The sequence below is a fragment of the Variovorax sp. LjRoot290 genome (assembly GCF_964253985.1).
GTDB lineage: Bacteria > Pseudomonadota > Gammaproteobacteria > Burkholderiales > Burkholderiaceae_C > Variovorax.
In genome coordinates, this window is record NZ_CAXURW020000001.1 from 5,404,456 (window position 1) to 5,430,423 (window position 25,968).

Below are 25,968 nucleotides of genomic sequence, written 5' to 3' on the forward strand. Positions count from 1 at the left end.
CGGAGATTGTGCCGCAGCCGGTCGCGCCGGCCGAGGAGCCGAGAAAGTCCGCCGAATCCCGCCGCGTGCCCTGAAATCGCCGGGGACTTATCATGCTCGGTTGCCCAAGACCGACCGCCCCGTGAATTCCCCCAACGACGATGCCTACCTCGGCGCCGTGCTCGCGCAGCAGCGCATCAGCATCCGCGGCGCACGCACGCACAACCTCAAGAACGTCGACCTCGACATCCCGCGCAACAAGCTGGTGGTGATCACCGGCCTGTCGGGCTCGGGCAAGTCGAGCCTGGCCTTCGACACGCTCTATGCCGAGGGCCAGCGCCGCTACGTCGAGAGCCTGTCGGCCTATGCGCGCCAGTTCCTGCAGCTGATGGACAAGCCCGACGTCGACGTGATCGAGGGCCTGTCGCCCGCGATCAGCATCGAGCAGAAGGCGACCAGCCACAACCCGCGTTCCACCGTGGGCACGGTGACCGAGATCCACGACTACCTGCGGCTGCTCTATGCGCGCGCCGGCACGCCCTACTGCCCCGACCACGACCTGCCGCTGCAGGCCCAGACCGTGAGCCAGATGGTGGATGCCGTGCTCGCGATTCCGGATGAGCCGCGTCTCATGATCCTGGCGCCGGTCGCGCGCGAGAAGAAAGGCGAGTTCCTCGAGCTCTTCGCCGAGATGCAGGCGCAGGGCTACGTGCGTTTTCGCGTCAACGGCGAGACCTTCGAATACAACGACCTGCCCAAGCTCAAGAAGACCGAGAAGCACGACATCGACGTCGTCATCGACCGGCTGCGCGCGCGGCCCGACATGCAGCAGCGCCTGGCCGAGAGCTTCGAGAACGCGCTGCGCCTGGCCGAGGGCCGCGCGATCGCACTGGAGATGCACGAGGACGGCAGCACCAAAGAGCACCTCTTCAATGCCAAGTTCGCCTGCCCGATCTGCCACTACTCGCTGGCCGAACTCGAGCCGCGCCTGTTCTCCTTCAACTCGCCCGTGGGCGCCTGCCCGAGCTGCGACGGCCTCGGTCACAGCGAAGTCTTCGATCCGGCGCGGGTGGTCGCCTTTCCGTCGCTGAGCCTGGCGAGCGGCGCCATCAAGGGCTGGGACCGGCGCAACGGCTACTACTTCAGCATGCTGGAGAGCGTGGCAAAGCACTACAAGGTCAACGTCGACACGCCCTTCGAAGAGCTGCCCGCCTCGGTGCAGCAGGCCGTGCTGCACGGCTCGGCCCAGGAAGAGATCAAGTTCTCTTACGTGATGGACAGCGGCCAGCAGGCCGGCAAGAAGTTGGTGCGCAAGCACCCCTTCGAAGGCGTGATCCCGAACATGGCGCGGCGCTACCGCGAGACCGATTCGGCGATGGTGCGCGAAGACCTCGCGCGCTTTCGCAACATGCAGCCCTGCCCCGATTGCGGCGGCACGCGGCTTCGGCGCGAGGCGCGCAGCGTGTTCCTGCTCGACGAGTCGGGCCCCGAGCCGCGGCGCATGGCGATCTTCGAGATCAGCCGCGCGACGCTGCGCGAAAGCCTCGCCTACTTCCAGGGCCTGCACCTGCGCGGCGCCAAGGCCGAGATCGCCGACAAGGTGGTGCGCGAGATCGGGCTGCGCCTCAAGTTCCTCAACGACGTGGGCCTCAACTACCTGAGCCTGGACCGCAGCGCCGAGACGCTCTCGGGCGGCGAGGCGCAGCGCATCCGCCTGGCCTCGCAGATCGGCTCCGGCCTCACCGGCGTGATGTACGTGCTCGACGAGCCCAGCATCGGCCTGCACCAGCGCGACAACGACCGGCTGATCGGCACGCTCAGGCATCTGCGCGACATCGGCAACAGCGTGATCGTGGTCGAGCACGACGAGGACATGATCCACGCCGCCGACCACGTGATCGACATGGGCCCGGGCGCCGGCGTGCACGGCGGCCGCGTGATGGCGCAGGGCAGCTATGCCCAGGTCGCGGCCCATCCGGATTCGCTGACCGGCCAGTACCTGTCGGGCGCGAAGAAGATCGCGGTGCCCAAGCGCCGCACGCCCTGGCTGCCGGCGGTCGCCAAGCCGGCCTTCAACGAGGGCAAGAAGGCCTCGCGCTTTCCGCAGAGCCCGGCGGCCGAACGGCGCGCGGCACGCGAGGCGGCGCACCTCGCATCGCAGACCGACCTGCAGGAGATCCGCGTGATCGGCGCCACCGGCAACAACCTCCAGAACGTGGGCGTGGCCTTTCCGGTCGGCCTCCTGACCTGCGTGACCGGCGTCTCCGGCTCGGGCAAGTCGACGCTGGTCAACGACACGCTCTACAGCGCCGTGGCGCGCACCCTCTACCGAGCCCACGAAGAGCCGGCCGCGCACGAGGCGGTCGAGGGCATCGAGTACTTCGACAAGGTCATCAACGTCGACCAGTCGCCGATCGGCCGCACGCCACGCAGCAATCCCGCCACCTACACCGGCCTCTTCACGCCGATCCGCGAGCTGATGGCCGAGACCAACACCGCACGCGAGCGCGGCTACGGGCCCGGGCGCTTCAGCTTCAACGTCGCCGGCGGCCGCTGCGAGGCCTGCCAGGGCGACGGCGTGGTCAAGGTCGAGATGCACTTCCTGCCCGACGTCTACGTGCCCTGCGAGGTCTGCCACGGCCAGCGCTACAACCGCGAGACGCTGGAGGTGCAGTACAAGGGCCGCAACATCGCGCAGATCCTCGACATGACGGTCGAGGCCGCACACGAGTTCCTGAAGGCCGTGCCGACCATCGAACGCAAGCTGCGCACGCTGCTCGACGTCGGCTTGAGCTACATCAAGCTGGGCCAGGCCGCGACCACGCTGTCGGGCGGCGAGGCGCAGCGCGTGAAGCTCGCGCTCGAACTCAGCAAGCGCGACACCGGCCGCACGCTCTACATCCTCGACGAGCCGACCACCGGGCTGCACTTCGCCGACATCGAGCTGCTGCTGAAAGTGCTGCACCAGCTGCGCGACGCCGGCAACACCATCGTCGTGATCGAGCACAACCTCGACGTCATCAAGACCGCCGACTGGCTGATCGACATGGGTCCCGAAGGCGGCGCGGGCGGCGGCACGGTGGTGGGCGTGGGCACGCCTGAAGAGATCGCGGCGAACGAGGCGAGCCATACCGGTCGATATCTGAAGCGGCTGCTGCCCTGACAGGCTACAGTCGGCGATGACCCAAACCACTCCTCCTGACTCAGGCCCCGAGGCACCGGACGAGCTGCAGACGGAGGCATCGGCATTTGCAGCCGCCTGGATCGTCTTCGGCGTGCTCATGCTGCTGGTGCTTCTGTTTCTGGCAGGCGTCGCTCACTTCTTTCCCTGACGATCGCGCGCCGGCGGACGGCCCATCCGTGCGCTATCGCACTGAAAAAACGGCAGGTTCGGAATACGCTGGCATGCCCTCGATGCACGGAGCCATCTCATCGCCCTTTTCCTGTTTGCCGCCGAATGCCTCGTTCGTGACTACCTGAACGGCCGCACGATGCCGACGCTCGTGCACCGCAGGGTGGTGAGCATCGTCGAAGCACGGCTCGTCGACGGCACGCTGCCGGTGCTCGATCAGGACCTCTGCAGAGACGTCGACAGCGAGGCCAACGCCCCTGCGCGCTTCATCAAAGCCTCCTGAGAATCCGCGCTTCGGGCGCCCTCGCAGCTTTGTGCGATATCGAACATACTGCGCAATGGCCACACCCCCCGACCCCCGCAAGAACCACCTGCTCGCCATGCTGCCGGACGCCGAGTGGCAGCGCTGGCTGCCGCAACTGGAGTGGGTGGACATGCCGCTCGGGGAGGTGCTCTACGAGTCGGGCAGCACGCTCAGCCACGTGTACTTTCCGACCACCGCCATCGTTTCGCTGCTCTATGTGATGGAGAACGGCGCCTCGGCCGAGATCGCCGTCGTCGGCAACGAGGGCATCGTCGGCATCTCCCTCTTCATGGGCGGCGAATCCACGCCCAGCCGCGCCGTGGTGCAAAGCGCGGGCCAGGGTTGGCGCCTGAAGGCGCAGATGATGAAGGACGAATTCAACCGTGCCGGTGCGGTGCTGCATCTGCTGTTGCGCTACACCCAGGCGCTGATCACGCAGATGGCGCAGACGGCGGTGTGCAACCGCCACCATTCGCTGGACCAGCAGCTGTGCCGCTGGCTGCTGCTGAGCCTGGATCGCCTGCAAGGCAACGAGCTCGTGATGACGCAGGAGCTGATCGCCAACATGCTCGGCGTGCGCCGCGAGGGCGTGACCGAGGGCGCCCTCAAGCTGCAGAAGGCAGGGCTGCTCCGGTATGCGCGCGGGCGCATCACGGTGCTGGACCGCGAGGGACTGGAGAAGCGCACTTGCGAATGCTACGCCGTGGTCAAGAAGGAGTACGACCGGCTGCTTCCGGAGCGCTTGGCGGCCTGATCCCGCGGCTGCTCTGTGCGCTAGCAGACAGTCGCGCCGCGGCGCGGCGCGCAGACTGGAAGCCCTTCCATCACCGGAGTGCCTTTGCCTGCCGCCGAAAACCACCTCATCGAGCTGCTTTCCCGCAGCGACCGCCAGAGTCTGCTCGCCATCTGCGAGCCGGTCCAGCTGGTGCTGGCCGAGGTGATGTGCGAGCCCGGCGAGCCGACCCGGCATGTCTACTTCCCTGTCGATGGCTTCATTTCGCTGATCGCACGGATCGACGGCCATCCGGGCCTGGAAGTCGGCATGGTGGGCCGCGAAGGCATGCTGGGGACGCAACTGGCCCTGGGCGTGGCGACGACGCCCCTGCATGCGGTGGTTCAGGGCCCGGGTGCTGCATGGCGCATCGCCGCCCCCGACTTCCAGCGCGAACTGGCGCGCAACGCGGGCCTGCAGCGCGGCCTGCACCGCTACATCCACGTCCTGATGTCCCAGCTGGCCGATTCGGCCGCGTGCCTTCGCTTTCACCTGATCGGCCCACGCCTGGCGCGCTGGCTGTTGATGAGCCAGGACCGCGCCCATTCGGACAGCTTCCGCGTGACGCAGGAGTTCCTGGCCTACATGCTGGGCGTGCGCCGCGTCGGCATCACGGAGGCTGCCGGCGCCTTGCAGCGTGACGGATTGATCCAATACAGCCGTGGCGATCTGAAGGTGCTGGACCGCCCCGGGCTCGAAGCGATGGCATGCGCCTGCTATGCCGCAGACAAGAGAGCCTACGCCGAGTTGCTCTGAATGTGCGGTCGCGAACAGACAGGGCGCACCCGATCGCCTACAAGGGGGCATGGACTATGACTTCGCCTCCAAACGCCTTCCGTACCAAGGATGGGAGGTGCGCAGCCGCCTCACCCATGTTTCCCTGGAGGGCACCGTGGCGGCCGGTGCGGAACTCTTCGTCGACGACGTTTGCATGTGCCACCTCGTGTCGTGCAAGCAGTTCGCCCACGGGCGCGACGCCATCCGCGCGATCGAGCGCAAGGCCACCCTTTGGATCGATGACCGCGGAACGCATTCCAGGAGCAGCGATGTCGCAGCCGCCCTTCTTTCATGAGGCTTCCGGCACCGTCCGTTTCTGGGTCGAGGTCGAGGGGCAGCTCGTCGGCGCCAGCGTCGGCAAGGAAACCTTGCACTACCGCTATCGGTCGACCGCCACCGACGACGACGCACTGGACACCTATGCGCTGCACGCGCAGGACATCGATGACGCCGTGCGGCGCCGTGTCGCACAAGGTTCCACCGAACCCGTGATGCTGCGCGAGTTCGATCTGCGCCATGACGCTCCGCGCCCCTGAGGCCCGGCCAGCGGCCATGACCTGCGAGGTCATCGACGCCGCGCACCCGCTCTGAGACATTGGATGCAAGCCGGAACCGGGGTGGTTCCGGCAGCCACCAGGCCGAACTTCAAAGGCCGCGAAAGAGCACCATGACCTCAGGTTTCGACATCCTCCCCCTCGCCGTCGCGTTTCTCATCGGCATCGCCGCCGTGGGTTCCTGTATCGGCATCGGCATCGTCGGGTCGAAGCTGCTGGAAGGCACGGCGCGGCAGCCCGAGCTCAAGGACACGCTGCAGACCCTGTTCTTCCTGATCGCGGGCGTGACCGACGGTGCCTTCATCATCGCGACCGGCATCGGCCTCTGGTTCGCGACTGCCAACCCCTTCCGTTGAGGTGCGGGCTCAAGCGGCCTTGAGTTCGATCTCGCGGTACGGCCGCTCCGGAACCGCCGCTGCCGTGCGCGCCGCCGCTTCGCTCTGCAGCGCCTCCCACAGCGCGGCATCGCCGGCCCGGCGCGCGGCCTCCATCGCGGTCAGGAAGATCAAGCCGCGCTGCGCTTGGCTGCCGCCGAAGCCGTGGGCGACGGGCAGCAAGGGAAGCAGCAGCTGCGCGCAGTGGCCGTAGCGGCCTTCGCCGAAAGCCATGACCGCCTCGCAGACGGTGCCCGCCTCGCGCCACCACGGCGCGGGCGCCGTGGCCGGCACGGCGGCGATCGCGCGCTGCCCGGCCTCGATCTGTATGGGCTCGCCGGCGCCGACCAGGGCCAGCATCGCATGCACGTCGTTGAAGACCGACCAGCCCCAGGCGGCCTGGTCGCGCCAGCGCGGCGCCAGGGCCTGCCAGCGCCCGGCCACATCGACGCCGCGCAGCCCGAGCCGCCACAAGAGCGCGCTCGCATCGACCAGGTCCAGCGCCATCGAGGCCGGCCCGGGCGCGATCGCGCGGTCGTAGAGCGCCAGTGCCGAGGCGTGGTCGTCGTTGCGCAGATGCTGCAGCGCCAGATGCCAGTGGTTGTGCACCGCGAGCGCGTTGTCCTGCTGCCAGAGCGAGGTGTCGGTCGTGAGCCAGAGGATGCCCTCGGCCACGCGGCCCTGCATCTCGTAGACGTGGGCCACTGCATGCACGGCCCAGGCGTCCTGCGGATTGCGCGCCAGCGCCTCCATGCCCAGCGCCTCGGCGCGCGCGTATTCGTTGCATTCCTCGAGGCCGAAGGCATGCATGCCCAGCACGTAGCTGTAACCGACGTCGTCCTCGCTCCATTGGTCCAGCGCGCGGCCGATGCGGTCGCGCAGCATGGTCGACTGGCCGAGCACCAGGTCTGCCATGTGCGTGAGCTGCAGCGCGAAGAGGTCGCGCGGATGGTCGATCAGATGGCGGTCGAGCAGGCGGTTGGCGCGGCCCATGTCACCGTCGGCCCAGACCTGCAGGGCGGCCTGGAAGGACTGCTCGCGCTCGTTCGGCCGTCGGCGGCTCGTGGCCGCGGCCGCCAGGCTCTCGCGCGCGGCGGGCAGCGCCTGGCCATCGATGGCGCTGAGCATGAAGCCGGCCATCAGGAGGTGGCCGGAAATGAAGTCCGGATCCTGTTCCAGCGCCGGCTGCAGCGCCGCGACCGGATCGAGCCGCAGGCTGTTGAAGAGGTCGAGCGCCTGCTCGTAGGCGGCCACGGAAGCCGGCTGGTCGGTGGAAAGCGCCAGGCCGCGCGCGTCGTGTTGGGTCATGGTGGCTCCTTGTACGAAAGACGCAAGAAGCGTAAGTTCGCCCGGCTGAAACCCCCGCAGCGATTCCCGCAACAAGGCTGACGATTCCGCCAATCGATGAGTTCCGCAGTTGCTTCTTCCGGCGATCGGCCCGTGATCGCCATCCTCGTCACCGCCGAGAGCGCAGCCTCGGTGGTCTACGGCATGTTCGACCTCCTGAAGTGTGCGGGCCGCGACTGGCCGATGGTGGTCGACGGCCGGCCGGGCGCCGAGCTGCTCGAACCCGTGCTGGTCGCCGCGAAACCGGGCATCGTGCGTGCCGCCAACGGCGTGCCCATCGAGGCGCACCGCAGCTTCGACGAGGTCATTGCGCCGGCGGTGGTCTGCGTGCCCGAACTCATGATCTCGCCCTACGGGCCGCTCGACGGACTGTTCGCCCGGGAGGTCGCGTGGATGCGGCGCTGCCATGCGGCCGGCTCGCTGGTCGCCGCCTCCTGCTCGGGCGCCATGCTGCTGGGCGAAGCAGGCCTGCTCGACGAAGAGGACGCCACCACGCACTGGGCATTCTGCGAGGTGCTGCAGCGCCGCTATCCGCTCGCGCGCGTGCGACCGCATTGCGCGCTGATCACCTCCGGCGAGGGCCAGCGCCTGGTGATGACCGGCGGCGGCAGTTCATGGATGGACCTGGCGCTCTACCTGATCGCGCGCTATGTCGGCATCGAGGCCGCGATGCAGGTCGCCAAGCTCAACCTGATCGACTGGCACCACGTGGGCCAGCAGCCCTTCGCGCGCTTGGCGAGCACGCGGCAGGCGGACGACGCGGTCATCGGCCGCTGCCAGACCTGGATTGGCGACCACTATGCGCAAGCCGCGCCGGTGGCCGCGATGGCCGCGCTGAGCGGGCTGGCGGAGCGCTCGTTCCAGCGCCGCTTCAAGCTCGCGACCGGCATGACGCCGATGGAATACGTGCAGACCCTGCGCATCGAGGAAGCCAAGCACCTGCTCGAGACCACGGAAGCGCCGGTCGAGGCGATCGCGGGAGAGGTGGGCTACGACGACGCGGCCTTCTTCAGTCGCATGTTCCGCCGCGCGGTGAGCCTGAGTCCGGCACAGTACCGGCGGCGCTTCGGCGGCCTGCGCGCGGCGCTGGCCGGCACGCGGCACTGAGTGCTATATCGGCGCCGCGCCGCCGGCGCTCGACAAGGGACTTCCTTCGGGCAGCACACGCAGCATGCCTTCCTGCGCGGTCGAGGCCACAAGCCGCCCGTCGCGCGTGAACAGGCTGCCGCGGCACAGGCCGCGGGCGCCGCCCGCGCTCGGCGAATCGAGCACATAGAGCAGCCAGTCGTCCATGCGGAAATCGCGGTGGAACCACATCGCATGGTCGAGGCTGGCGGGGCGCACCCGGCCGCTCATGAAGCTCAGGCCGTGGGGCAGCATCGCGGCCCGCAGCAGCCCGTGGTCGGAGGCGTAGGCCAGCAGCGCGCGGTGCACGATCGGATCGTCGGGCAGCGGCGCGATGGCGCGCAGCCAGAGCGCACTGTGCGGTGGACGCGGCGCGGGCGTGAGCAGGTCGTCGGGATCAACGCGGCGGTACTCGATGCCGTGCGGCGCCAGCGCGTTGTTGCGCCAGCGTTCGGGCAGCCGCTCGCCGAGCGCGCGGCGCTGTTCCAGTTCGCTTTGCAAGCCTTCCGGCCCGGCCGCCTCGGGCATCGCGAGCTGGTGCTCGATGCCCTCGTCCACACTCTGGAAGGAGGCTGACATCTCGAAGATGATGCGCTCCCGCTGGCGCGCCACCACGTGCCGGGTGGTGAAGCTGCGGCCGTCGCGCACGCGGTCAACCGCGTACTCGATCGGTGCATGTTCGCCCGGCAGCAGGAAGTAGGCATGCATCGAGTGCACCGGCCGGTCGGCGGCGACCGTGCAGCTCGCCGCCACCAGCGCCTGGCCCAGCACCTGGCCGCCGAACACGGCCGGGGTGCCGATGTCCTCGCTCTGAGCCCTGAAGCGGTCATCGCCCAGGGGTTCGAGGTGCATCAGGTCGACGAGCTGGTTGACGAGGCGGGCGGCGGTGGCGGGATCGGTCATCCGACGACGATAGCAAACACCCCGCCACTGCGCTGTCGCGCACGGCGCGCCCCATTCGGGAGACGCCGCGGAACCAGCTTTGTCGGGCCGCTGGCGTCGCCCCCTGCAAGGGGGTTGGCGGCTACGCGACGCGAGCAAGCCTGGGGGTGGGCTTAGCTTCGGTCGAGGTCGACGCCGTCGGCGATCAGTTTGCGCTGCAAGGCCGGCACATCGACGCCGGCAAAGCTTTCGGCACCCAACGTGGCCGCAGCCGTCCCCGCGGCCTGCCCCATCACGAAGCAGCCGCCGCTCGCCCGCGCGGCCGACTGGCCCTCGTGCGTCATCGAGGCGCAGCGCCCGGCCACCAGCAGGTTGTCGACGCCGCGCGGCACCAGCATGCGCCAGGGCAGCTGGTTGTAGGTGCGCGTTTCGTCGCGCGGAAAGGCCCATTCGATCTTGCCGGCGGCATGCATCTCCATCGGCCAGGCGTTGATGCCGATGCTGTCGTCGAAACGCGCCGACGAGAGGATGTCTTCGCCGGTGAGCGCATAGAGGCCCTCGATGCGCCGCGTCTCGCGGATGCCGACCTGCGGCGCGATCTCGACGATGGCCGATTGCTCGAAGCCCGGCACCTCGGCCTTCAAGAAGCGGAAGTACTCGCCGATCTGGCGGCGGCCCTCGACCTCGCCGTCGCTGAGTTCGCGCGCGTCCACTCCGTTCATCGCGTCGCCCTTGGCGTTGCGGATCTGCGTGACGTTGGCGCGCCATTCGCGCGGATCGATCTGCGGCCGCAGGATCGCGCCTTCACGCGGGAAGCGGTAGGCCTCGGGGTCGCGCTCGCGCGCCTTCGCCATGAGATCGTTGATGGCCTTGAATTCGCCAACCGCGGCCAGCGCGCGCTGCGCATCGACGTGGCCGACGCGGAACATGGTGGACGGAAAAAGCCCGCTGCCATGGCCGTCGCCGACCGCGAAAGGCACGCCCGCGAAGACCGCGACATCGGCATCGCCGCTGCCGTCGATGAAGGCATTGGCGCGGATCGCCTGCCGGCCCGACTTGGTCTCGACCACCAGCGCGGCGATGCGCGGGCCTTCCATCACCACGGCCGCGGCCCAGGCGTGGAACAGCAGCTCGACACCCGCATCGAGCAGCAGCTGATCGGCCGCGCACTTGTAGATCGAGGTGTCGTAGGAGCGCACGCGGATGCGGCCCTGCATGCCGTCCTGCGGCTTGTTGAGGCCGCCCATCGCATCCATGCGTGCGAGCAGCTCGTCGACCACGCCGTGCACCAGCTGCGTCATCTCCCCGTTGCGCTTGCCGTAGAGGCCCGCGAAGTTGGTCACGCCGCCGGCCGTGCCCATGCCGCCGAGGAAGCCATAGCGTTCGACCAGCAGCGTGCGCGCGCCATGGCGCGCGGCGCTCACGCTCGCCGCGATGCCGGCCGGGCCGCCGCCGACCACGACGACGTCGTATTCGCCGAAGACCGGCAGACTGCGCTCAGGCTCGACGATGGAAGCGCTCATTGCAGCTTGATGTTGTTGGTCGAAATGATCTTGGTCATGATCGCCGCCTCCTCCTTCACGCGCGTGCGCATGCCGTCCGGCGAGGTCCCGACCGCCTGCCAGCCCTGCTCAAACAGCTTCTGCCGCACTTCGGGCGCCTTCATGATGACGGCGAGCTCGCGCGAGATGCGCTCCTGCGCGGCCTTGGAAAGACTGGCCGGGCCGAGCAGCGCGGTCCACACCTCGAGGTTGAAGTCCTTCACGCCGGCATCCGCCAACGGCGCCAGTTCGGGCACCAGGGTGCTGCGCCCGCTTGTGATGCCGATGGCCTTGACCTTGCCGGCCTTGACCTGGGGCATGGCCACGCCGGGCGGGATCAGGGCCATCTGGATCTGGTTGCCGATCAGGTCGGTCATGACCTGCGGATTGCCCTGGTAGGGCACGTGCACGGCCTTCAGGCCCGGCACGCGGCCCTTGAGCAGCTCCATGCCCAGGTGGCCCACCGAGCCGACGCCCACCGAGCCGTAGCTCCACTTGTCGTCGCTCTTGCGCGCCGCGTCGACGAAGGCTGCGCCGCTGGGCAGGCTGTTCTGCGCCACCAGCACCAGCGGCGCGGTGGTGAGCAGCGAGAGGTAGGTGAAGTCCTTGGCCGGGTCGTAGGGCAGCCTGGAATAGAGCATCTTCGACGAGGTCAGGTTGCCGTTGATGACCACGCCGAGCGTGTGATCGTCGGTCGCCTTGGCCACCTGGTCGGCCGCGATGTTGCCCGAGGCCCCCGGCTTGTTGTCGACCACCACGGGCTGGCCCAGCGCCTTGGCCAGCGGCTCGGCGATGGTGCGCGCCGCGATGTCCGGCGTCGAGCCGCCGGGGAAGCCGACGATCAGGCGGATCGGCTTGGTGGGCCAGGCGCCGTTCTGCGCCGCGGCGGCCAGCGGCAGCGCGCAGGCGGCGATCAAAAGAGCTCTCTTGGAAAACTGCATGGGAGTGAAGCGGGAATGGAAAGAGAAACGAAGGATAAGGCTGAGTTGTGACCAGGCGTTACTCGAGGCTGATATTGCCCCGGCGAACCAGTTCCCCATAGACCTTGGACTTGGCCTCGGCCTGCCGCTGGATCTCCTCCGGCGACCAGGCCAGCGGCTCGAAGGCGAAGGTGTCGAAGCGCGCGCGGATCTCGGGGTCGGCGATGACCTTGGCGACGTCGGCATGGATCCTGGCCCTGATCGCCGGCGGCACGCCCTTGGGCGTGAGCAGCGAGACGAAGGAGCTCACGTACAGGCTCGCCGGGCCGCCGGCCTCGGCCATGGTGGGCACATCGGGCATTTGCGGAATGCGCTGGGGCGCCGCAATCGCGATGTAGCGCAGCTTGCCGGCCTTGTAGACGCCCTGGCTGGAGGGGATGGTCGCGAAGCTCCACGGCACATCGCCCGAGCCCACGTTGGCGTAGAGCTGGGAGACTTCGCGGTAGGGCACATGCTGCATGTGCACGCCGGTCAGGGACTCGAGCTGCTGCGCGCCCAGGTGGCCGGCGCTGCCGACGCCCCAGGAGCCGTAGCTCACCGGGTTGGACTTGGCGGCAGCGACCAGGTCGCTCATGTTCTTCCACTTCGAGTCGCTGGCCACGGCGACGAAGAAGGGCGTGCGGAACAGCGAGGCCACCGGGTCGAAGTGCTGCAGCGTCACGAAATTGCGCGACTTGTATAGATGCGGCAGCGCGGCGACATGCTCGCTGTCGAGCTGCAGCAGGGTGTAGCCGTCGGGCGCCGCGCGCCGGGCCTGGTCGATCGCGATGAAGCCGCCGCCGCCGGGCCTGTTGTCCACCACCACGCGCTGGTTCCAGAGCCGCCCCAGCTTGTCGGAGACCAGCCGCAGCACCGCGTCGGGCCCGCTGCCGGCGGCGAAGGGTGTGATCAGGGTGACGGGCTTGTTCGGGTAGTCGGCGGCCGATTGCGCCGCGGCGCCGACGGTGAAGAAGGCGGCGGCGAGGCCGGCGATCAGCGGGAGGATGGGTTTCATGCAGTTTGTCTCCGTGGTGTGTCGTTGAAATAAGGTGGGCCGTCTCAGGCCGCGGTGCGCGGCGCGTCGGCCAAGCATTGCGCCGGATCCCACGCATAGAGCCATTCGACTGCGTCGTAGAAGCGCTCGGGCGTGCGGCCGGTCCACAGGCTGTTGCGCACCAGGCGCTCAATGCCCTTGGCGTGGTAGAGCCGGCCCATCTCGCGCACCGACAGCACGACGCGGGCCGTGCGTGCCACGCGGGCCGACGCATAGAGCTGGAAGGCGGCAGGCAGGTCGAACTCGCAGGCCTCGACCGCCGCACCGAGCGTCACCGCGTCTTCGAGCGCCATGCAGGCGCCCTGCGCGAGGTACTGCATCATCGGATGGGCCGCATCGCCCAAGAGCGTGGCCGGGCCTTCGCTCCAGTTCGCGACCGGATCGCGGTCGGCGGTGCTCCAGCGGCGCCACGAGGTGGGCCGGTCCAGCAGCTGGCGCGGGCGCGCATGCACGCCGTCGAAGTAGGACAGCACTTCCTTCTTGCTGCCTTCGGTCACGCCCCACTCTTCCTGCTCGCGGCTGTGGAAGGTCACGACCAGGTTGTATTGCTCGCCATGGCGCAGCGGGTAGTGCACCAGGTGGCAGTTGGGGCCGGCCCAGACCACCGGCGCGTTCCAGCGCAGGTCTTCGGGCATGTCGGCGGCCGGCACCACGGCGCGGTAGACCACGTGGCCCGAGACGCGCGGCGCATCGCCGATGAGCTTGGCACGCACCACCGATTTGACGCCGTCGCAGCCGACGATCGCATCGGCATGGAAGCGCCGGCCGTCGCGCGTGACCGCCGTCACGCCGCTGCCGCCGATGTCCAGGTGCTCGACCTGCGCCGAGGTGTGGAAGCGGATCAGCGGATGCTCTTTGACCGCCTCGTGGATCGCGCCATGCAGGTCGGCGCGGTGGCTCACCGCATACGGATTGCGAAAGCGCGCGCGGAAGGCCTCGCCCACCGGCACCGAGGCCACCTCGCTGCAGTCGACGGCATCCATCATCACCAGCCGGTCGGTGAAGACCGAGCCGCGCCGCACCGCTTCGCCGACGCCCAGGGCATCGAGGGCGGCAAAGGCATTCGGGCCCAGCTGCAGGCCGGCGCCGATCTCGCCGATGGCCGCGCTCTGCTCCAGCAGGTCGATCGAAATGCCGAGCCGAGCCAGCGCCAGCGCCGCCGCCATGCCGCCGATGCCGCCGCCGACCAGCAGCACCGAAGGCTTGGAGTTCTGCGTTTTGCTCATTCCACTCGCACTGCGATCGGCTCGAGGCCGTCGATGCGCACCTGCATGGTCTGCCCGCGCTGCACCGCACCCACGCCTTCGGGCGTGCCGGTGAAGATCAGGTCGCCGGGCTGCAGCGTGAACAGCGTCGACAGGTTCGCGATGACCTCGTTCACCGACCAGATCAGGTTGCGGATGTCGCTCTTCTGGCGCGTTTCGCCGTTCACTTCGAGCGTGATCGCGCCGGCCGCGATCTCGCCCGACTCGGCGAACCGACGCACCACGCCGACCGGCGCCGAGAAGTCGAAGGCCTTGCCGATCTCCCAGGGCCGGCCCTGCTCGCGCATCTTCATCTGCAGGTCGCGGCGCGTCATGTCGAGGCCGACCGCATAGCCGTAGATGTGCTTCGCCGCGTCCTCGACCGCGATGTCGCGGCCGCCCTCGCCGATCAGCACCACGAGCTCGGCTTCATAGTGGTAGTTGACGGTCTGGCCTGGGTACGGAATGCCCACCGTTTCACCCGCGGGCACCGGCACGATCGACGCATCGTCGTTCGGCTTGCAGAAGAAGAAGGGCGGCTCGCGGTCGGGGTCGAAGCCCATCTCGCGCGCATGCGCCGCGTAGTTGCGGCCGACGCAGTAGACGCGGCGCACCGGGAACAGATCGGACGAGCCGGCGACGGGAAGGCCGACGACGGCCGGGGGAGTGAGGACGAAAGACATGAGGGCTCCTGCCGCGATGCGGCGCATGGGGATCGAGAAAAGAGAAGGCTGCCGGGGCAGCGCGGGTCAGGCGTTGTCGAGGAAGGCTTCGCGCAGCACGCCCATCGCCTGTTGAACGGGCCGGTCGGAGAAACTGAACAGCACCACCTCGTCGGCAGCGGACAAGCGCAGCGGCGCCCACGAAGGCACGACGAAGGTGTCGCGCGGACCGAAGTCGAAGCGCTGGCCGCCGATCTCGGCCGTGCCGCGGCCTTCGACCACGCTGTAGACCGCGCCATCGGTCGCGCGGTGCGTCTTGCCCGCGAAGCCCTTCGGCAGCAGTTGCAGGTTCGTCGCGATGGTCGGCATTGGCGAGCCGCCGGTCAGCGGGTTGATGTAGCGCAGCTTGTGGCCCAGCCAGGCGTCGGGCGCCTCCTGCTTCTGCAGCTGCGCCAGCGCCTCGCGGCTGCGTGCATAGGGGTAGTTGAAGATCGGCGAGGTGGGCGCGCTGTGGTCATGGCGCACCGGCACCATGTTGTGGCCGAAGCGCGCCAGGCTGTGACCCTCGGACCGCGCGACGTGCTGCACCTTGGCGTCGTCGTTCTCGGCGAAGCCGGCGTCGAAGAAGCGCAGCATCGGGATGTCGAGCCCGTCGAGCCACACCACCGGCTCGGCCACGCCTTCGATGCCCTCGTTGCCGTGGTCGTGCCAGGCCCACGAGGGCGTGATGATGAAGTCGCCCGGGTACATGGTGGTGCGCTCGCCGCCCACCGTGGTGTAGGCGCCCTTGCCGTCGACGATGAAGCGCAGCGCCGACTGCACATGCCGGTGCGAGGGCGCGACCTCGCCCGGCATGATGAGCTGCAGCCCGGCATAGAGCGATTGCGTGATCGACGAACGGCCCGGGATCGCCGGGTTCTCCAGCACCAGCACGCGGCGCACCGCCTCCTCGGCCGTGATCAGCGCGGCCGACTCCATCAGGAGCGGGCGGATCTCGTCGTAGCGCCAGAGCGCGGGCACGCAGGGCGTCTGCGGCTCGCGCGGCACCAGCGCATGCAGCGATTCCCACAGCGGCGTGAGGTGCAGCGGGCGGATGCGCTCGTAGTAGTCGCGGCGCTCGGCGGCGTCGGCGCGCGCGGCCTGGGGGGCGGTGTTCATCTGGGCATGTCTCCGAGGGGTGACTGCATTGTTTGTCCGCACCACTATTTGTTCAAGACGTGCACTCAATACTCGGAATCTCGATTTTCGATAATGGTGGCTGCATTGCGAAGGAAATTCCATGTCCAAGCTCGATCTCGAATGGCTCGCGGTCTTCGACGAGGTCTACAAGACCGGCAGCGTCTCGAAGGCGGCCGAGCGCCTCGACATGGCGCAGGCCGCGGCCAGCACCATGCTCAACAAGCTGCGCGCGCATTTCGACGACCGGCTGTTCGCGCGCACCGCGCAAGGCATGCAGCCCACGCCCTATGCCCAGCGCATCTACACCCACGTGCGGGAGGCGCTCGCGCAGATCGAGCAGGCGCGCGGCAGCCGCAGCAGCTTCGACCCCGGCGCGGCGAGTCGCAACTTCCGCATCTGCATGACCGACATCAGCGAGGTGGTGATCCTGCCCGGGCTGCTCGACCACCTGCGCCGCACGGCGCCCGGCGTGCACATCGAGACCGAAATCATCTCGACCGAAAGCGGCCGCCGGCTGGAAGACGGCGAGGTCGACCTGGCGGTGGGCTTCATGCCGCAGCTCGATGCCGGCTTCTACCAGCAGACGCTCTTCATGCAGAACTTCGTCTGCCTGGTGGCGCGGAACCATCCGCGCATCGGCGAGCGGCTCACGAAGAAGCGCTTCGAGGCCGAGGCGCATGCGGTGATCTCGTCCTCGGGCACCGGCCATGCGATCGTCGACAAGACTATCGCCCGCCTCGGCCTGGCGCGCAACGTGGTCGTGCGCCTGTCGAGCTTTCTCAGCGTGGCGCGCATCGTCGCCCACACCGAGCTGGTCGTGATCGTGCCGCGCATCCTCGGCGAGGTACTGGCCACGCAGGAGCCGGTGAAGCTGCTGGAGCCGCCTTTCGCGCTGCCGTCCTATGCCGTCAAGCAGCACTGGCACGAGCGCTTCCACGCCGATCCGGGCAATGCGTGGCTCAGGCGCACGGTGGCTCAACTTTTCGGCGCCCAAACCGCTTCGCCGCTCACATAATCGCCGCGGGCGCTCCACGACATCAACTCATCGCCCAGGCACTCTATGAGCTCGATCACCCTGCGTTTCCTGGCCGAACCCAGCACCGTCAACTTCGGCGGCAAGGTCCACGGCGGCACCGTCATGAAGTGGATCGACGAGGCCGGCTACGCCTGCGCGACCAGTTGGTCCAAGCGCTACTGCGTGACGGTGTTCATCGGCAGCATCCGCTTCCACCGGCCGATCATGATCGGCGACCTGGTCGAGGTCGAGGCGCGGCTCGCCTACACCGGCAGCAGCAGCATGAACATCTCGGTCGAGGTGCGCAGCGGCGACATGAAGGGCGGCGAAATGCAGAAGACCACCGAGTGCCTGGTCGTCTTCGTCTCGGTCGACTCGCACGGCCGGCCGCTGCCGGTCGACAGCTTCACGCCGGGAACCCCGGGCGAGATGGCGCTGGCGGAGCGGGCACGCACACACCTCGAGGCTTCGCGCGCCGCTTCGGGCGGCGGCTAGCCGCAAACGCTCCGGCTGCCTATGCCGCAGCGGGCGCTCCCTGGCTACACTGCGGCGTGCCGAGGCACGCCGCTTTCGTCTAAGGCACTTTTTCCTCACTCCGAGAGGGGCAAGAGATGAACGTTCTGGACAAATCCGTGGCGACCAGCTCACTGGAGGAGATGGCAACGCTTCTGGATGCGCTGACCCGGTTCCGCAAAGGCGATGCCAAGGTCCGGCTGCCCGTGCACTGGACCGGGCTTTCGGGCAAGGTGGCCGACGTCTTCAATGACCTGGTCGAGCAGAACGCCACGCTGGCCGCCGAGCTGGTGCGCCTGCGCCAGGTGGTCGGCAAGGAAGGCAAGCTCAAGCAGCGTGCGGTGCTTTCCGAAACGCGCGGCTTCTGGGGCGAATCGGTCGAATGCGTGAATGCGCTCATCGACGATCTCGTTCACCCGACCACCGAAGTGGCTCGCGTGATCGGCGCCGTGGCCCAGGGCGACCTGTCGAAGAGCATGGCGCTGGAGGTCGACGGGTGCAAGCTCGAAGGCGAGTTTCTTCGCACGGCCAAGACCATCAACAAGATGGTCGAGCAGCTCGGCAACTTCTCGGCCGAGGTCACGCGCGTGGCGCGCGAGGTCGGCACCGAGGGCAAGCTCGGTGGCCAGGCCAAGGTGAAAGGCGTGGCCGGCACCTGGAAAGACCTGACCGATTCCGTCAACTCCATGGCCGGAAACCTGACCGACCAGGTGCGCAACATCGCCGACGTGACAACCGCGGTGGCCAAGGGCGACCTGTCGAAGAAGATCGATGTCGACGTCAAGGGCGAATTCCTGACCCTGAAGAACACGATCAACACCATGGTCGACCAGTTGCGCTCCTTCGCATCGGAGGTGACGCGGGTGGCGCGCGAGGTCGGAACGGAAGGATCCCTGGGCGGGCAGGCGCGGGTCGAAGGCGTCTCGGGCACTTGGAAGGACCTGACCGATTCGGTGAACTCGATGGCCGGCAACCTGACCAGCCAGGTGCGCAACATCGCCGACGTGACCAAGGCGGTGGCGGCCGGCGACCTCTCCAAGAAGATCACCGTCGACGTGAAGGGCGAGATCCTCGAGCTGAAGAACACGGTCAACACCATGGTCGACCAGCTGCGCTCCTTCGCGGCCGAAGTCACGCGCGTGGCGCGCGAGGTCGGAACGGAAGGGATCCTGGGCGGACAGGCCGACGTGCAGGGCGTGGCCGGCACCTGGAAGGACCTGACCGAGTCGGTCAACTTCATGGCCGGCAACCTGACTTCCCAGGTGCGCAACATCGCCGAGGTGACCACGGCCGTGGCCGCCGGCGACCTGTCCAAGAAGATCACGGTGGACGTGAAGGGCGAAATCTCCGAACTGAAGAACACGGTCAACACGATGGTCGACCAACTGCGCTCCTTCGCCGCCGAGGTGACGCGGGTGGCGCTCGAGGTCGGCACCGAGGGCATCCTGGGCGGGCAGGCCGATGTGCAAGGCGTGGCCGGCACGTGGAAGGACTTGACCGACTCGGTCAACCTGATGGCATCGAACCTCACATCGCAGGTGCGCAACATCGCCGACGTGACCAAGGCAGTGGCGACCGGCGACCTCTCCAAGAAGATCACGGTCGACGTGAAGGGCGAGATCCTGGAGCTGAAGGCCACCATCAATACGATGGTGGACCAGCTCTCGTCCTTCGCCGCCGAAGTGACGCGGGTGGCGCGCGAGGTCGGCACCGAGGGCCGGCTCGGCGGCCAGGCCCAGGTGCGCGATGTCTCGGGGACCTGGAAGGACCTCACGGACAACGTCAACTCCATGGCCGGCAACCTGACCGGCCAGGTGCGCGGCATCGCGAAGGTGGTGACCGCGGTGGCCAACGGCGATCTGCAACAGAAGCTCACGGTCGAGGCCAAGGGCGAGATCGCGGCGCTCGCCGAGACCATCAACAGCATGACCGAGACGCTTGCCACCTTTGCCGACCAGGTGACGACCGTCGCGCGCGAGGTCGGCGTCGAAGGCAAGCTGGGCGGCCAGGCGAAGGTGCCCGGCGCCGCCGGCACCTGGAAGGGCCTGACCGAGAACGTGAACCAGCTGGCGGCCAACCTGACGACCCAGGTGCGCGCCATCGCGGAGGTGGCCACCGCCGTGACGCAGGGCGACCTGACCCGCTCCATCACCGTGAAGGCTCAGGGCGAGGTCGCGGCGCTGAAGGACACGATCAACGAGATGATCCGCAACCTGAAGGACACGACGCAGAAGAACACGGAGCAGGACTGGCTCAAGACCAACCTCGCCAAGTTCAGCCGCATGCTTCAGGGCCAGAAGGATCTGCTCACGGTGGGGCAGCTGATCCTGTCCGAACTGGCGCCGGTGGTGGGTGCGCAGCAGGCGGAGTTCTACGTGCTGAACACCGCCACGGCCACGCCGAAGCTGAAGCTCTTCGCCAGCTACGCCTCCGGCGGCCAGACTTCGCACGGCAAGGAGATCGAGCTGGGCCAGGGCCTTGTCGGCCAGTGCGCGGTCGAGAAGTCCAAGATCCTTCTGACCAACGTGCCGAGCACGGCCTTCCGGATCGTCACGGGCCTCTCCGAAGGCGCGGCCATGGACGTGATCGTGCTCCCGGTGATCTTCGAGGGCGAGGTGCGGGGCGTGCTGGAGCTGGCCTCGCTGGAGCGCTTCAACCCCGCGCACCAGGCCCTCCTGGACCAATTGACCGAATCCATCGGCATCGTGATCAACACCATCGCCGCCAACATGCGCACCGAGGACCTGCTGACCCAGTCGCAGTCGCTGGCCGAGGAGCTGCAGAACCGCCAGCTCGAGCTTCAGCAGACCAACGAGGCGCTGCAGGAGAAGGCCCGGCTGCTGGTGCACCAGAACCAGGAGGTGGAGCGCAAGAATCAGGAGGTGGAGCAGGCGCGCCAGGCGCTGGAGGAAAAGGCGGAGCAGCTCGCGCTCACCTCCAAGTACAAGTCCGAGTTCCTGGCCAACATGTCGCACGAACTGCGCACGCCGCTCAACAGCCTGCTGATCCTGTCGGACCAGCTGTGCAAGAACAGTGAGGGCAACCTGACGGCCAAGCAGGTGGAGTTCGCGAAGACCATTCACCTCTCGGGCAACGATCTGCTGATGCTGATCAACGACATCCTGGACCTGTCGAAGATCGAATCCGGAACGGTCGCGGTGGAGGTCAGCGAACTGCGGCTGGACGACCTGCAGCGCTCGGTCGAGCGCAGCTTCCGCCACGTCGCCGAGGCCAAGCACGTCGGCTTCGACATCCACGCGTCGGGGCCGCTGCCCGAGACGATCGTGACCGACGTCAAACGCCTGCAGCAGGTCATCAAGAACCTGCTGTCGAATGCGTTCAAGTTCACGCACCAGGGTTCGGTCGCGTTGACGGTCGAGGCCGTGGACAGCGGCTGGTCGCGCGACAACGAAGAGCTCAACCGGGCCGGCCAGGTCATGGCCTTCGCCGTGTCCGATACCGGCATCGGGATTTCCGCCGACAAGCAGCAGATCGTGTTCGAGGCCTTCCAGCAGGCGGACGGCTCGACCTCTAGAAAATACGGCGGCACCGGCCTCGGCCTCGCGATCAGCCGTGAACTGGCGCGCCTTCTGGGCGGCGAGATCCGCCTGGTGAGCACGCCCGCGCAGGGCAGCACGTTCACGCTGTACCTGCCGCAAAGCTACAGCTCGCCGCGCAGTGCACGGCTGGGCCGCACGGCGGCGGCGCGGGCGGAAGTTCCTCGCCGCGCCGAACGCAACCGGGTCGCGGAACTGCGGCCCGGTCCCGGTCCGCAGAAGCCGGCCCGGCGCATCGTTGCCGCAGGGGCCAAGGCCGCCGAACGCGGCGATGCAGCCGACATGCTCCCGTCGCTCAACATCGCCGACGACGACCGCGACAGCATTCTTTCCGGGGACAAGGTGCTCCTGATCGTCGAGAACGACCTCGCCTTCGCCAAGATGCTGTTGCATGCCGGGCGCAAGAGCGGCTTCAAGGGCCTGGTCAGCCCCAGCGGCGCCGGCGCATTGGCGCTCGCGCGCGACTACCGCCCGGCACTCATCACGCTCGACATCTTCCTGCCCGACATGGAAGGCTGGCGCATCCTCGAGCGCCTGAAGGCCGACCTTGCCACGCGGCACATTCCGGTCTGCGTGGTCTCGACGGACGACTCGCGGGAGCGGGCCCTGAACTCCGGCGCCGTCGGCTTTCTGGCCAAGCCGCTGCAATCGATCGACGAAATCGATGCGGGGCTCGGGCATCTTTACGGCTTCGTTCAGGCGGACGCCAGGAAGCTGGTGGTCGCCATGCGCCCCTCGTCGCTGCGCGATCGCTATGTCGCGACCCTGGCCGGCAGCGAGATCGACAGCGTGGTCGTGGAAACCGCCGAGGCGGCCAGGGACGCGCTGGCGCGCAACGACGTGCACTGCCTCGTGACCGACGGCATGGTGGCCGGCTTCGGCCGCGCGGATGCCGCCGAGTTTGTCGAGGCCCGCCCGGCGACGCGGCAACTGCCGGTCGTCCTGTACAGCGCGGTTCCGGGCGGCCGCGTGCCGGGGTGGGAGCACGGCCACGGCGGCTCGGCGATGCGCGTCGCGGATTCGCTGGAGCGGCTGATCGACGCAACGGCCTTCTTCCTGCATCGGGGCCTGGCTTCGATGTCCGAGCAGGAACGGAGAGCGGTCGAAGCGGTCAACGCCGGCGCCGGCACGCTGGCCGGCAGGAAGGTGCTGATCGTCGACGACGACATGCGCAACATCTTTGCGCTGGCGACCATCCTCGACGCACAGGGAATGCTCATCGTGTCGGCGGAGAACGGCCGCGATGCGATCCGGCTGGTGCAGGAGGATGCCGGCATCGACATCGTCCTCATGGACATCATGATGCCGGAGATGGACGGCATGCAGACGATGCGCGAGCTGCGCCGCCTGCCGCGCGGCAAGCAGCTGCCGCTGGTGGCGGTGACGGCGAAGGCCATGAAGGGCGACCGCGAGAAATGCATCGAAGCGGGGGCCTGGGACTACCTGTCGAAGCCGGTGGACACGACCTATCTGCTCGCCGTTCTGCGGGGGTGGCTGTGCAAGTAGAAGAGCCTCCTGCACTGCCCGAGGAACGGGGCCCCGACGGGGGGCCGTTCGACGAGAAGGCCGACATCCTGGTCGTCGACGATCTGCCCGAGAAGCTGCTGGTCTTCCGGACCGTGCTCGAGGACCTCGGCCAGAACCTGGTGCTGGTGCGCTCGGGCACCGATGCGCTGCGGGAGATCCTGCAGCGCGAGTTCGCGGTCATCCTGCTGGACGTCAACATGCCCAGCATGGACGGGTTCGAGACGGCGACGCTGATCCGCCAGCATCGGCGAAGCGCCCATACGCCGATCATCTTCATCACCTCCTACGCCGACGAGATGCAGACCGCGCGCGGCTACTCGCTCGGCGCGGTGGACTACATCCTCTCCCCCGTGGTGCCGGAGGTCCTGCGCAGCAAGGTGAGCGTCTTCGTCTCGCTGTACCTGATGCGGCGCCAGGTCCGGCGCCAAGCCGATGCGCGGGCCGCAATGATGGCGGCGCATGCGGCTCGCCGCGTCGCGGAGGAGAACGACAGGCGCTCCGCATTTCTCGCCCATGCGAGTCGCGCGCTCAGTAGCTCGCTGGAGATCACGGTCGCGATGAACCAGCTGGTCGAACTGCTGGTGCCCAGCCTGGCCCCGCTCGCCGTGCTGCTCCTGATCGACCCCGAGCTCGGCGCGGGCGAGATGCTTGCCGCGGCGGTGCGGCCGGGCCACGCGAGGCTTCAATGGTTCGCAGGCCCCGAAACGGCGCTCGCCCCGGGCATCCGCGCCGCGCTGCACGCCGCGGCGAACCGCGGGCGGCGAACCACCGTGGCGGAAGAAGCGCTGAAGCCGCTCACGGCGGCATCGTTCGGCCTCGCTCCGGCGGACGCCGAGTTCCCGCTGCTGCGCTCGGCCGCGGCCGTGCCGATGGTCTTCGGGGAACGTGTTCTGGGCGCGGTTCTGGTCGCATCCGGCAATCCGGACGACGCGAGCGCCGGCGCCCAAGCCGGGATGGTCGGCGAGTTGGCGGCCCGGGCCGCGACGGCGTTCGAGAACGCGCGCCTCTACCGCATCCTGCAGCGCGAAATCCTCGAGCGGCAGGCGGCGCAGGAAGAGCTGCAGCAGTCCAACCAGCGCAAGGACGAGTTCCTCGCGATGATGTCGCACGAGCTGCGCAATCCGCTGGCGCCCATTCATACCGCCGTCGAGGTGATCCGCCGCGTCGCCGCGCCGCACCCCAGGGTCACGTGGGCGCTCGACATTGCCGATCGGCAACTGCGGCAGATGACGCGTCTGATCGAAGAGCTGCTTGACGTGGCCCGCATCAGCCAGGGCAAGATCGCGCTCAAGCGCGAGACGATGGATCTCAACACGGTGATCGTTCAAGGCGTGGAAACGGTGCAGCCCTTCATCGACAGCCGTCGCCAGGTGTTGAGCGTCGCGCTACCCGAAGAGCCGGCATGGCTTCTGGGCGACGTGGCCAGGCTCACGCAGGTGATCGCCAACCTGCTGCACAACGCTGCCAAGTACAGCCCGGAGGGAACCGACATTGCGCTCGCCTCCTGGTTCGAGGACGACGACATCGTCGTCTCGGTGCGCGACCAGGGCATCGGCATCGACGAGGAACTGTTGACGCGCATCTTCGACCTCTTCGCGCAAGGGCAGCGCGGCCTCGACCGCGCCCAGGGCGGGCTGGGCGTCGGGCTGACGCTGGCACGGCGCCTGACGGAGATGCACGGCGGCCAGATCGAGGTCTTCAGCGAGGGGCGGGACCGGGGCTCCGAGTTCAAGATCCGCTTGCCGCGCGTTGCGGCGGTGCCCGAAGCCGGGCAGATCGCGTCCGCGCTCCCGTCAGCGCCGCGCCTCGAGCCCCAGCGCATCCTGATCGTCGACGACAACCGGGACGCGGCCGCAGGCGTCGCGGCGGTCCTCGAGCTCGAAGGACACCAGGTTCGCACGGCGGGCGATGGCGAGGAGGCGCTCGCGATCGTCGCGGCGTACCGGCCCAGCGTCGTCGTGCTGGACATCGGACTGCCGCTGCTCGACGGCTACGAGGTCGCGCGCCGGATGCGCAAGATGCCCGAGACCGAAGACGCGCTGCTGATCGCGCTGACCGGCTATGGCCAGAACGAAGACCGCCAGGCCGCGCTCGGCGCCGGCTTCGATCACCACTTCGTCAAGCCCGCGGAGCCGAATGCGCTCCTGGCCTGCATCCATCACTGGTTCGAGCGGCGCACCAGCGAGAGGCGCACCGTATCACCGTCCAGCGCCACGAAGTAGCCCAGGTCTTCGGCCAGCAACTGCAGCGCGACGGCATCGATCGCCAGCTTGCGTGGCGCCCGGTGCGGATCCGCCAGCTCCGCGAGCTCGGCTGCCCCGCGTGTCGCGCTGAAGCGCACGATGTCGCGGCCTTCGGGTTCGATGTGCACCGCGCCGAGCTGCGGTGCGCCGTCCTGCAGATAGCTCAGGACGCCGAGACACATGTAGCGCAGCGCGGCGCCGGCCGGAAAGCGCTGCTCGCCCTCTCCGGGCGCCAGCCCCTCGCCGACATGCAGCCGGATGCCGTTCAGTTCGAAGGCGGCGCGCATCAGCCCGGTGCACTGGGCCACCAGCGCGCTGCGGGTCACGCCCTCGTCGCTGACGGCCAGCTCCCAGTCGCGCAGGGAACGCACGCCGGTCGCCAGCGCACCGACCTGGCCTTCCACCAGCGCCACTCTCTCCTGCCAGGCCGCGGTGTCGACGGGCTTCACCGTCGCCTGGCGCTTGAACATCAGCATGGCCATCCGGATCACCGACACCGGAGAAGCCAGGTCGTGGCGCAGCGCCGGGAAGACGCGCGTGAGCAGTTCGTGGCGCACGCCGGCAGCCATCCAACTGCGGGCTCCGGGGGTTGCCTTCATCGTGCGGCAGGTGGCGCCAGGATGCGATCCAGATCTTCGAAGTCGATCGGCTTCTGCAGATGATGGTCGAACAGGCCCGGCGTGGTCGTGCCGCCGGCCTCGTCGGCGCCGAAGCCCGAGATCGCGATCAGCAACAGCGGCTTGTTCCCGGCGCTTGCACGCATGCGCCGCGCAAGCTCGGCGCCGGGGAGATCCGGCAGCACCAGATCGACCAGCGCCGCATCGAAGGCTTTCTCGGCGGCGGCGGCGATCGCCTGTTGCGCGGTGTAGGTGCAATGCGCCTCATGGTCCTGCAGCGCCAGCAGTTCCCGCAGCAGATCGGCCGCGGCCTTGTTGTCGTCGACGATCAGCACGTTCACGGCAATACCCCTGAAACAAGGGTTTGCAGTATCGGGGCCGGTCGCGGAAC

Annotated in this window: 23 protein-coding genes; 13 read left to right on the top strand and 10 right to left on the bottom strand. The window is 68.3% G+C overall.

From position 1 onward, the window contains the following. Positions 1 to 121 precede the first annotated feature (121 nt). The 8 genes from uvrA to atpE all read left to right on the top strand — a co-directional run bounded on the left by uvrA (position 122) and on the right by atpE (position 6,094). A complete protein-coding gene (gene uvrA, locus ACSQ9A_RS26695; RefSeq protein ID WP_093110034.1) occupies positions 122 to 3,142 on the top strand; it encodes an excinuclease ABC subunit UvrA in 3,021 nt (1,006 codons plus the stop codon). Between the two features lie 16 nt (positions 3,143 to 3,158). Further along, positions 3,159 to 3,311 carry a hypothetical protein gene (locus ACSQ9A_RS26700; RefSeq protein WP_436305900.1) on the top strand — a complete coding sequence of 51 codons (153 nt, stop codon included), beginning with the start codon at positions 3,159 to 3,161 and terminating at the stop codon, positions 3,309 to 3,311. A gap of 159 nt (positions 3,312 to 3,470) precedes the next feature. Next, on the top strand, positions 3,471 to 3,614 hold the full coding sequence (locus ACSQ9A_RS26705; RefSeq protein WP_436305901.1) for a hypothetical protein: 144 nt from the start codon (positions 3,471 to 3,473) through the stop codon (positions 3,612 to 3,614). Between the two features lie 55 nt (positions 3,615 to 3,669). Further along, on the top strand, positions 3,670 to 4,389 hold the full coding sequence (locus tag ACSQ9A_RS26710) for a Crp/Fnr family transcriptional regulator (RefSeq protein ID WP_436305902.1): 720 nt from the start codon (positions 3,670 to 3,672) through the stop codon (positions 4,387 to 4,389). A 78-nt stretch (positions 4,390 to 4,467) separates the two neighbouring features. Further along, positions 4,468 to 5,163: a Crp/Fnr family transcriptional regulator gene (locus ACSQ9A_RS26715; RefSeq protein WP_436305903.1), complete on the top strand. Its 696-nt coding sequence runs from the start codon at positions 4,468 to 4,470 to the stop codon at positions 5,161 to 5,163. Between the two features lie 97 nt (positions 5,164 to 5,260). Further along, positions 5,261 to 5,479: a hypothetical protein gene (locus tag ACSQ9A_RS26720; RefSeq protein ID WP_436305904.1), complete on the top strand. Its 219-nt coding sequence runs from the start codon at positions 5,261 to 5,263 to the stop codon at positions 5,477 to 5,479. Next, positions 5,454 to 5,720 (top strand): DUF1488 family protein, encoded by a 267-nt coding sequence (locus tag ACSQ9A_RS26725; protein WP_436305905.1) that lies wholly within the window; start codon positions 5,454 to 5,456, stop codon positions 5,718 to 5,720. The genes ACSQ9A_RS26720 and ACSQ9A_RS26725 overlap by 26 nt, the downstream gene beginning before the upstream one ends. A gap of 131 nt (positions 5,721 to 5,851) precedes the next feature. Then, entirely contained in the window at positions 5,852 to 6,094 is a 243-nt protein-coding gene (atpE, locus tag ACSQ9A_RS26730; RefSeq protein WP_093109922.1) for a F0F1 ATP synthase subunit C, read from the top strand. 9 nt (positions 6,095 to 6,103) lie between these two features. On the opposite strand, the gene ACSQ9A_RS26735 is transcribed toward atpE, so the two are convergent. Then, on the bottom strand, positions 6,104 to 7,420 hold the full coding sequence (locus ACSQ9A_RS26735) for a tetratricopeptide repeat protein (protein ID WP_436305906.1): 1,317 nt from the start codon (positions 7,418 to 7,420) through the stop codon (positions 6,104 to 6,106). Between the two features lie 96 nt (positions 7,421 to 7,516). On the opposite strand from ACSQ9A_RS26735, the gene ACSQ9A_RS26740 reads away from it, so the two are divergent. Continuing rightward, on the top strand, positions 7,517 to 8,566 hold the full coding sequence (locus tag ACSQ9A_RS26740) for a GlxA family transcriptional regulator (RefSeq protein WP_436305907.1): 1,050 nt from the start codon (positions 7,517 to 7,519) through the stop codon (positions 8,564 to 8,566). A 3-nt stretch (positions 8,567 to 8,569) separates the two neighbouring features. On the opposite strand, the gene ACSQ9A_RS26745 is transcribed toward ACSQ9A_RS26740, so the two are convergent. From ACSQ9A_RS26745 to gtdA, 7 genes are all read right to left on the bottom strand, one after another. Next, complete coding sequence (locus ACSQ9A_RS26745) at positions 8,570 to 9,487, bottom strand: acyl-CoA thioesterase (protein ID WP_436305908.1); 918 nt, start codon at positions 9,485 to 9,487, stop codon at positions 8,570 to 8,572. Positions 9,488 to 9,639: 152 nt separating this feature from the next. Further along, entirely contained in the window at positions 9,640 to 10,989 is a 1,350-nt protein-coding gene (locus ACSQ9A_RS26750) for an FAD-dependent oxidoreductase (RefSeq protein ID WP_436305909.1), read from the bottom strand. Continuing rightward, the gene (locus ACSQ9A_RS26755; RefSeq protein WP_436305910.1) at positions 10,986 to 11,948 is read right to left on the bottom strand and encodes a Bug family tripartite tricarboxylate transporter substrate binding protein; all 963 of its coding nucleotides are present in this window, start codon (positions 11,946 to 11,948) and stop codon (positions 10,986 to 10,988) included. The genes ACSQ9A_RS26750 and ACSQ9A_RS26755 overlap by 4 nt, the downstream gene beginning before the upstream one ends. 58 nt (positions 11,949 to 12,006) lie before the next feature. Continuing rightward, a complete protein-coding gene (locus ACSQ9A_RS26760) occupies positions 12,007 to 12,981 on the bottom strand; it encodes a Bug family tripartite tricarboxylate transporter substrate binding protein (RefSeq protein WP_436305911.1) in 975 nt (324 codons plus the stop codon). Positions 12,982 to 13,025: 44 nt separating this feature from the next. Next, entirely contained in the window at positions 13,026 to 14,246 is a 1,221-nt protein-coding gene (locus ACSQ9A_RS26765) for a 3-hydroxybenzoate 6-monooxygenase (RefSeq protein ID WP_436305912.1), read from the bottom strand. Then, complete coding sequence (locus ACSQ9A_RS26770) at positions 14,243 to 14,947, bottom strand: fumarylacetoacetate hydrolase family protein (protein WP_436305913.1); 705 nt, start codon at positions 14,945 to 14,947, stop codon at positions 14,243 to 14,245. The genes ACSQ9A_RS26765 and ACSQ9A_RS26770 overlap by 4 nt, the downstream gene beginning before the upstream one ends. A gap of 66 nt (positions 14,948 to 15,013) precedes the next feature. After that, on the bottom strand, positions 15,014 to 16,084 hold the full coding sequence (gene gtdA / locus ACSQ9A_RS26775; RefSeq protein ID WP_436305914.1) for a gentisate 1,2-dioxygenase: 1,071 nt from the start codon (positions 16,082 to 16,084) through the stop codon (positions 15,014 to 15,016). Between the two features lie 121 nt (positions 16,085 to 16,205). Here gtdA and ACSQ9A_RS26780 point away from each other — a divergent pair, with 121 nt between their 5' ends. The 4 genes from ACSQ9A_RS26780 (at position 16,206) to ACSQ9A_RS26795 (ending at position 24,939) form a co-directional block, all read left to right on the top strand. Then, positions 16,206 to 17,120, top strand: coding sequence for a LysR family transcriptional regulator (locus ACSQ9A_RS26780; protein WP_436305915.1), 915 nt, complete (start codon positions 16,206 to 16,208; stop codon positions 17,118 to 17,120). Positions 17,121 to 17,165: 45 nt separating this feature from the next. Then, positions 17,166 to 17,615, top strand: a complete 450-nt coding sequence (locus ACSQ9A_RS26785; RefSeq protein WP_093109911.1) for an acyl-CoA thioesterase — start codon at positions 17,166 to 17,168, stop codon at positions 17,613 to 17,615. Positions 17,616 to 17,731: 116 nt separating this feature from the next. Then, complete coding sequence (locus ACSQ9A_RS26790) at positions 17,732 to 22,696, top strand: HAMP domain-containing protein (RefSeq protein WP_436305916.1); 4,965 nt, start codon at positions 17,732 to 17,734, stop codon at positions 22,694 to 22,696. Beyond that, positions 22,681 to 24,939 carry a response regulator gene (locus ACSQ9A_RS26795; RefSeq protein WP_436305917.1) on the top strand — a complete coding sequence of 753 codons (2,259 nt, stop codon included), beginning with the start codon at positions 22,681 to 22,683 and terminating at the stop codon, positions 24,937 to 24,939. The genes ACSQ9A_RS26790 and ACSQ9A_RS26795 overlap by 16 nt, the downstream gene beginning before the upstream one ends. Here the strand turns inward: ACSQ9A_RS26795 and ACSQ9A_RS26800 are convergent. Next, entirely contained in the window at positions 24,876 to 25,559 is a 684-nt protein-coding gene (locus ACSQ9A_RS26800; RefSeq protein ID WP_436305918.1) for a hypothetical protein, read from the bottom strand. The two genes, ACSQ9A_RS26795 and ACSQ9A_RS26800, sit on opposite strands and share 64 nt — an antisense overlap. Beyond that, positions 25,556 to 25,918 (bottom strand): response regulator, encoded by a 363-nt coding sequence (locus ACSQ9A_RS26805; protein ID WP_093109907.1) that lies wholly within the window; start codon positions 25,916 to 25,918, stop codon positions 25,556 to 25,558. The genes ACSQ9A_RS26800 and ACSQ9A_RS26805 overlap by 4 nt, the downstream gene beginning before the upstream one ends. Positions 25,919 to 25,968: the final 50 nt, after the last annotated feature.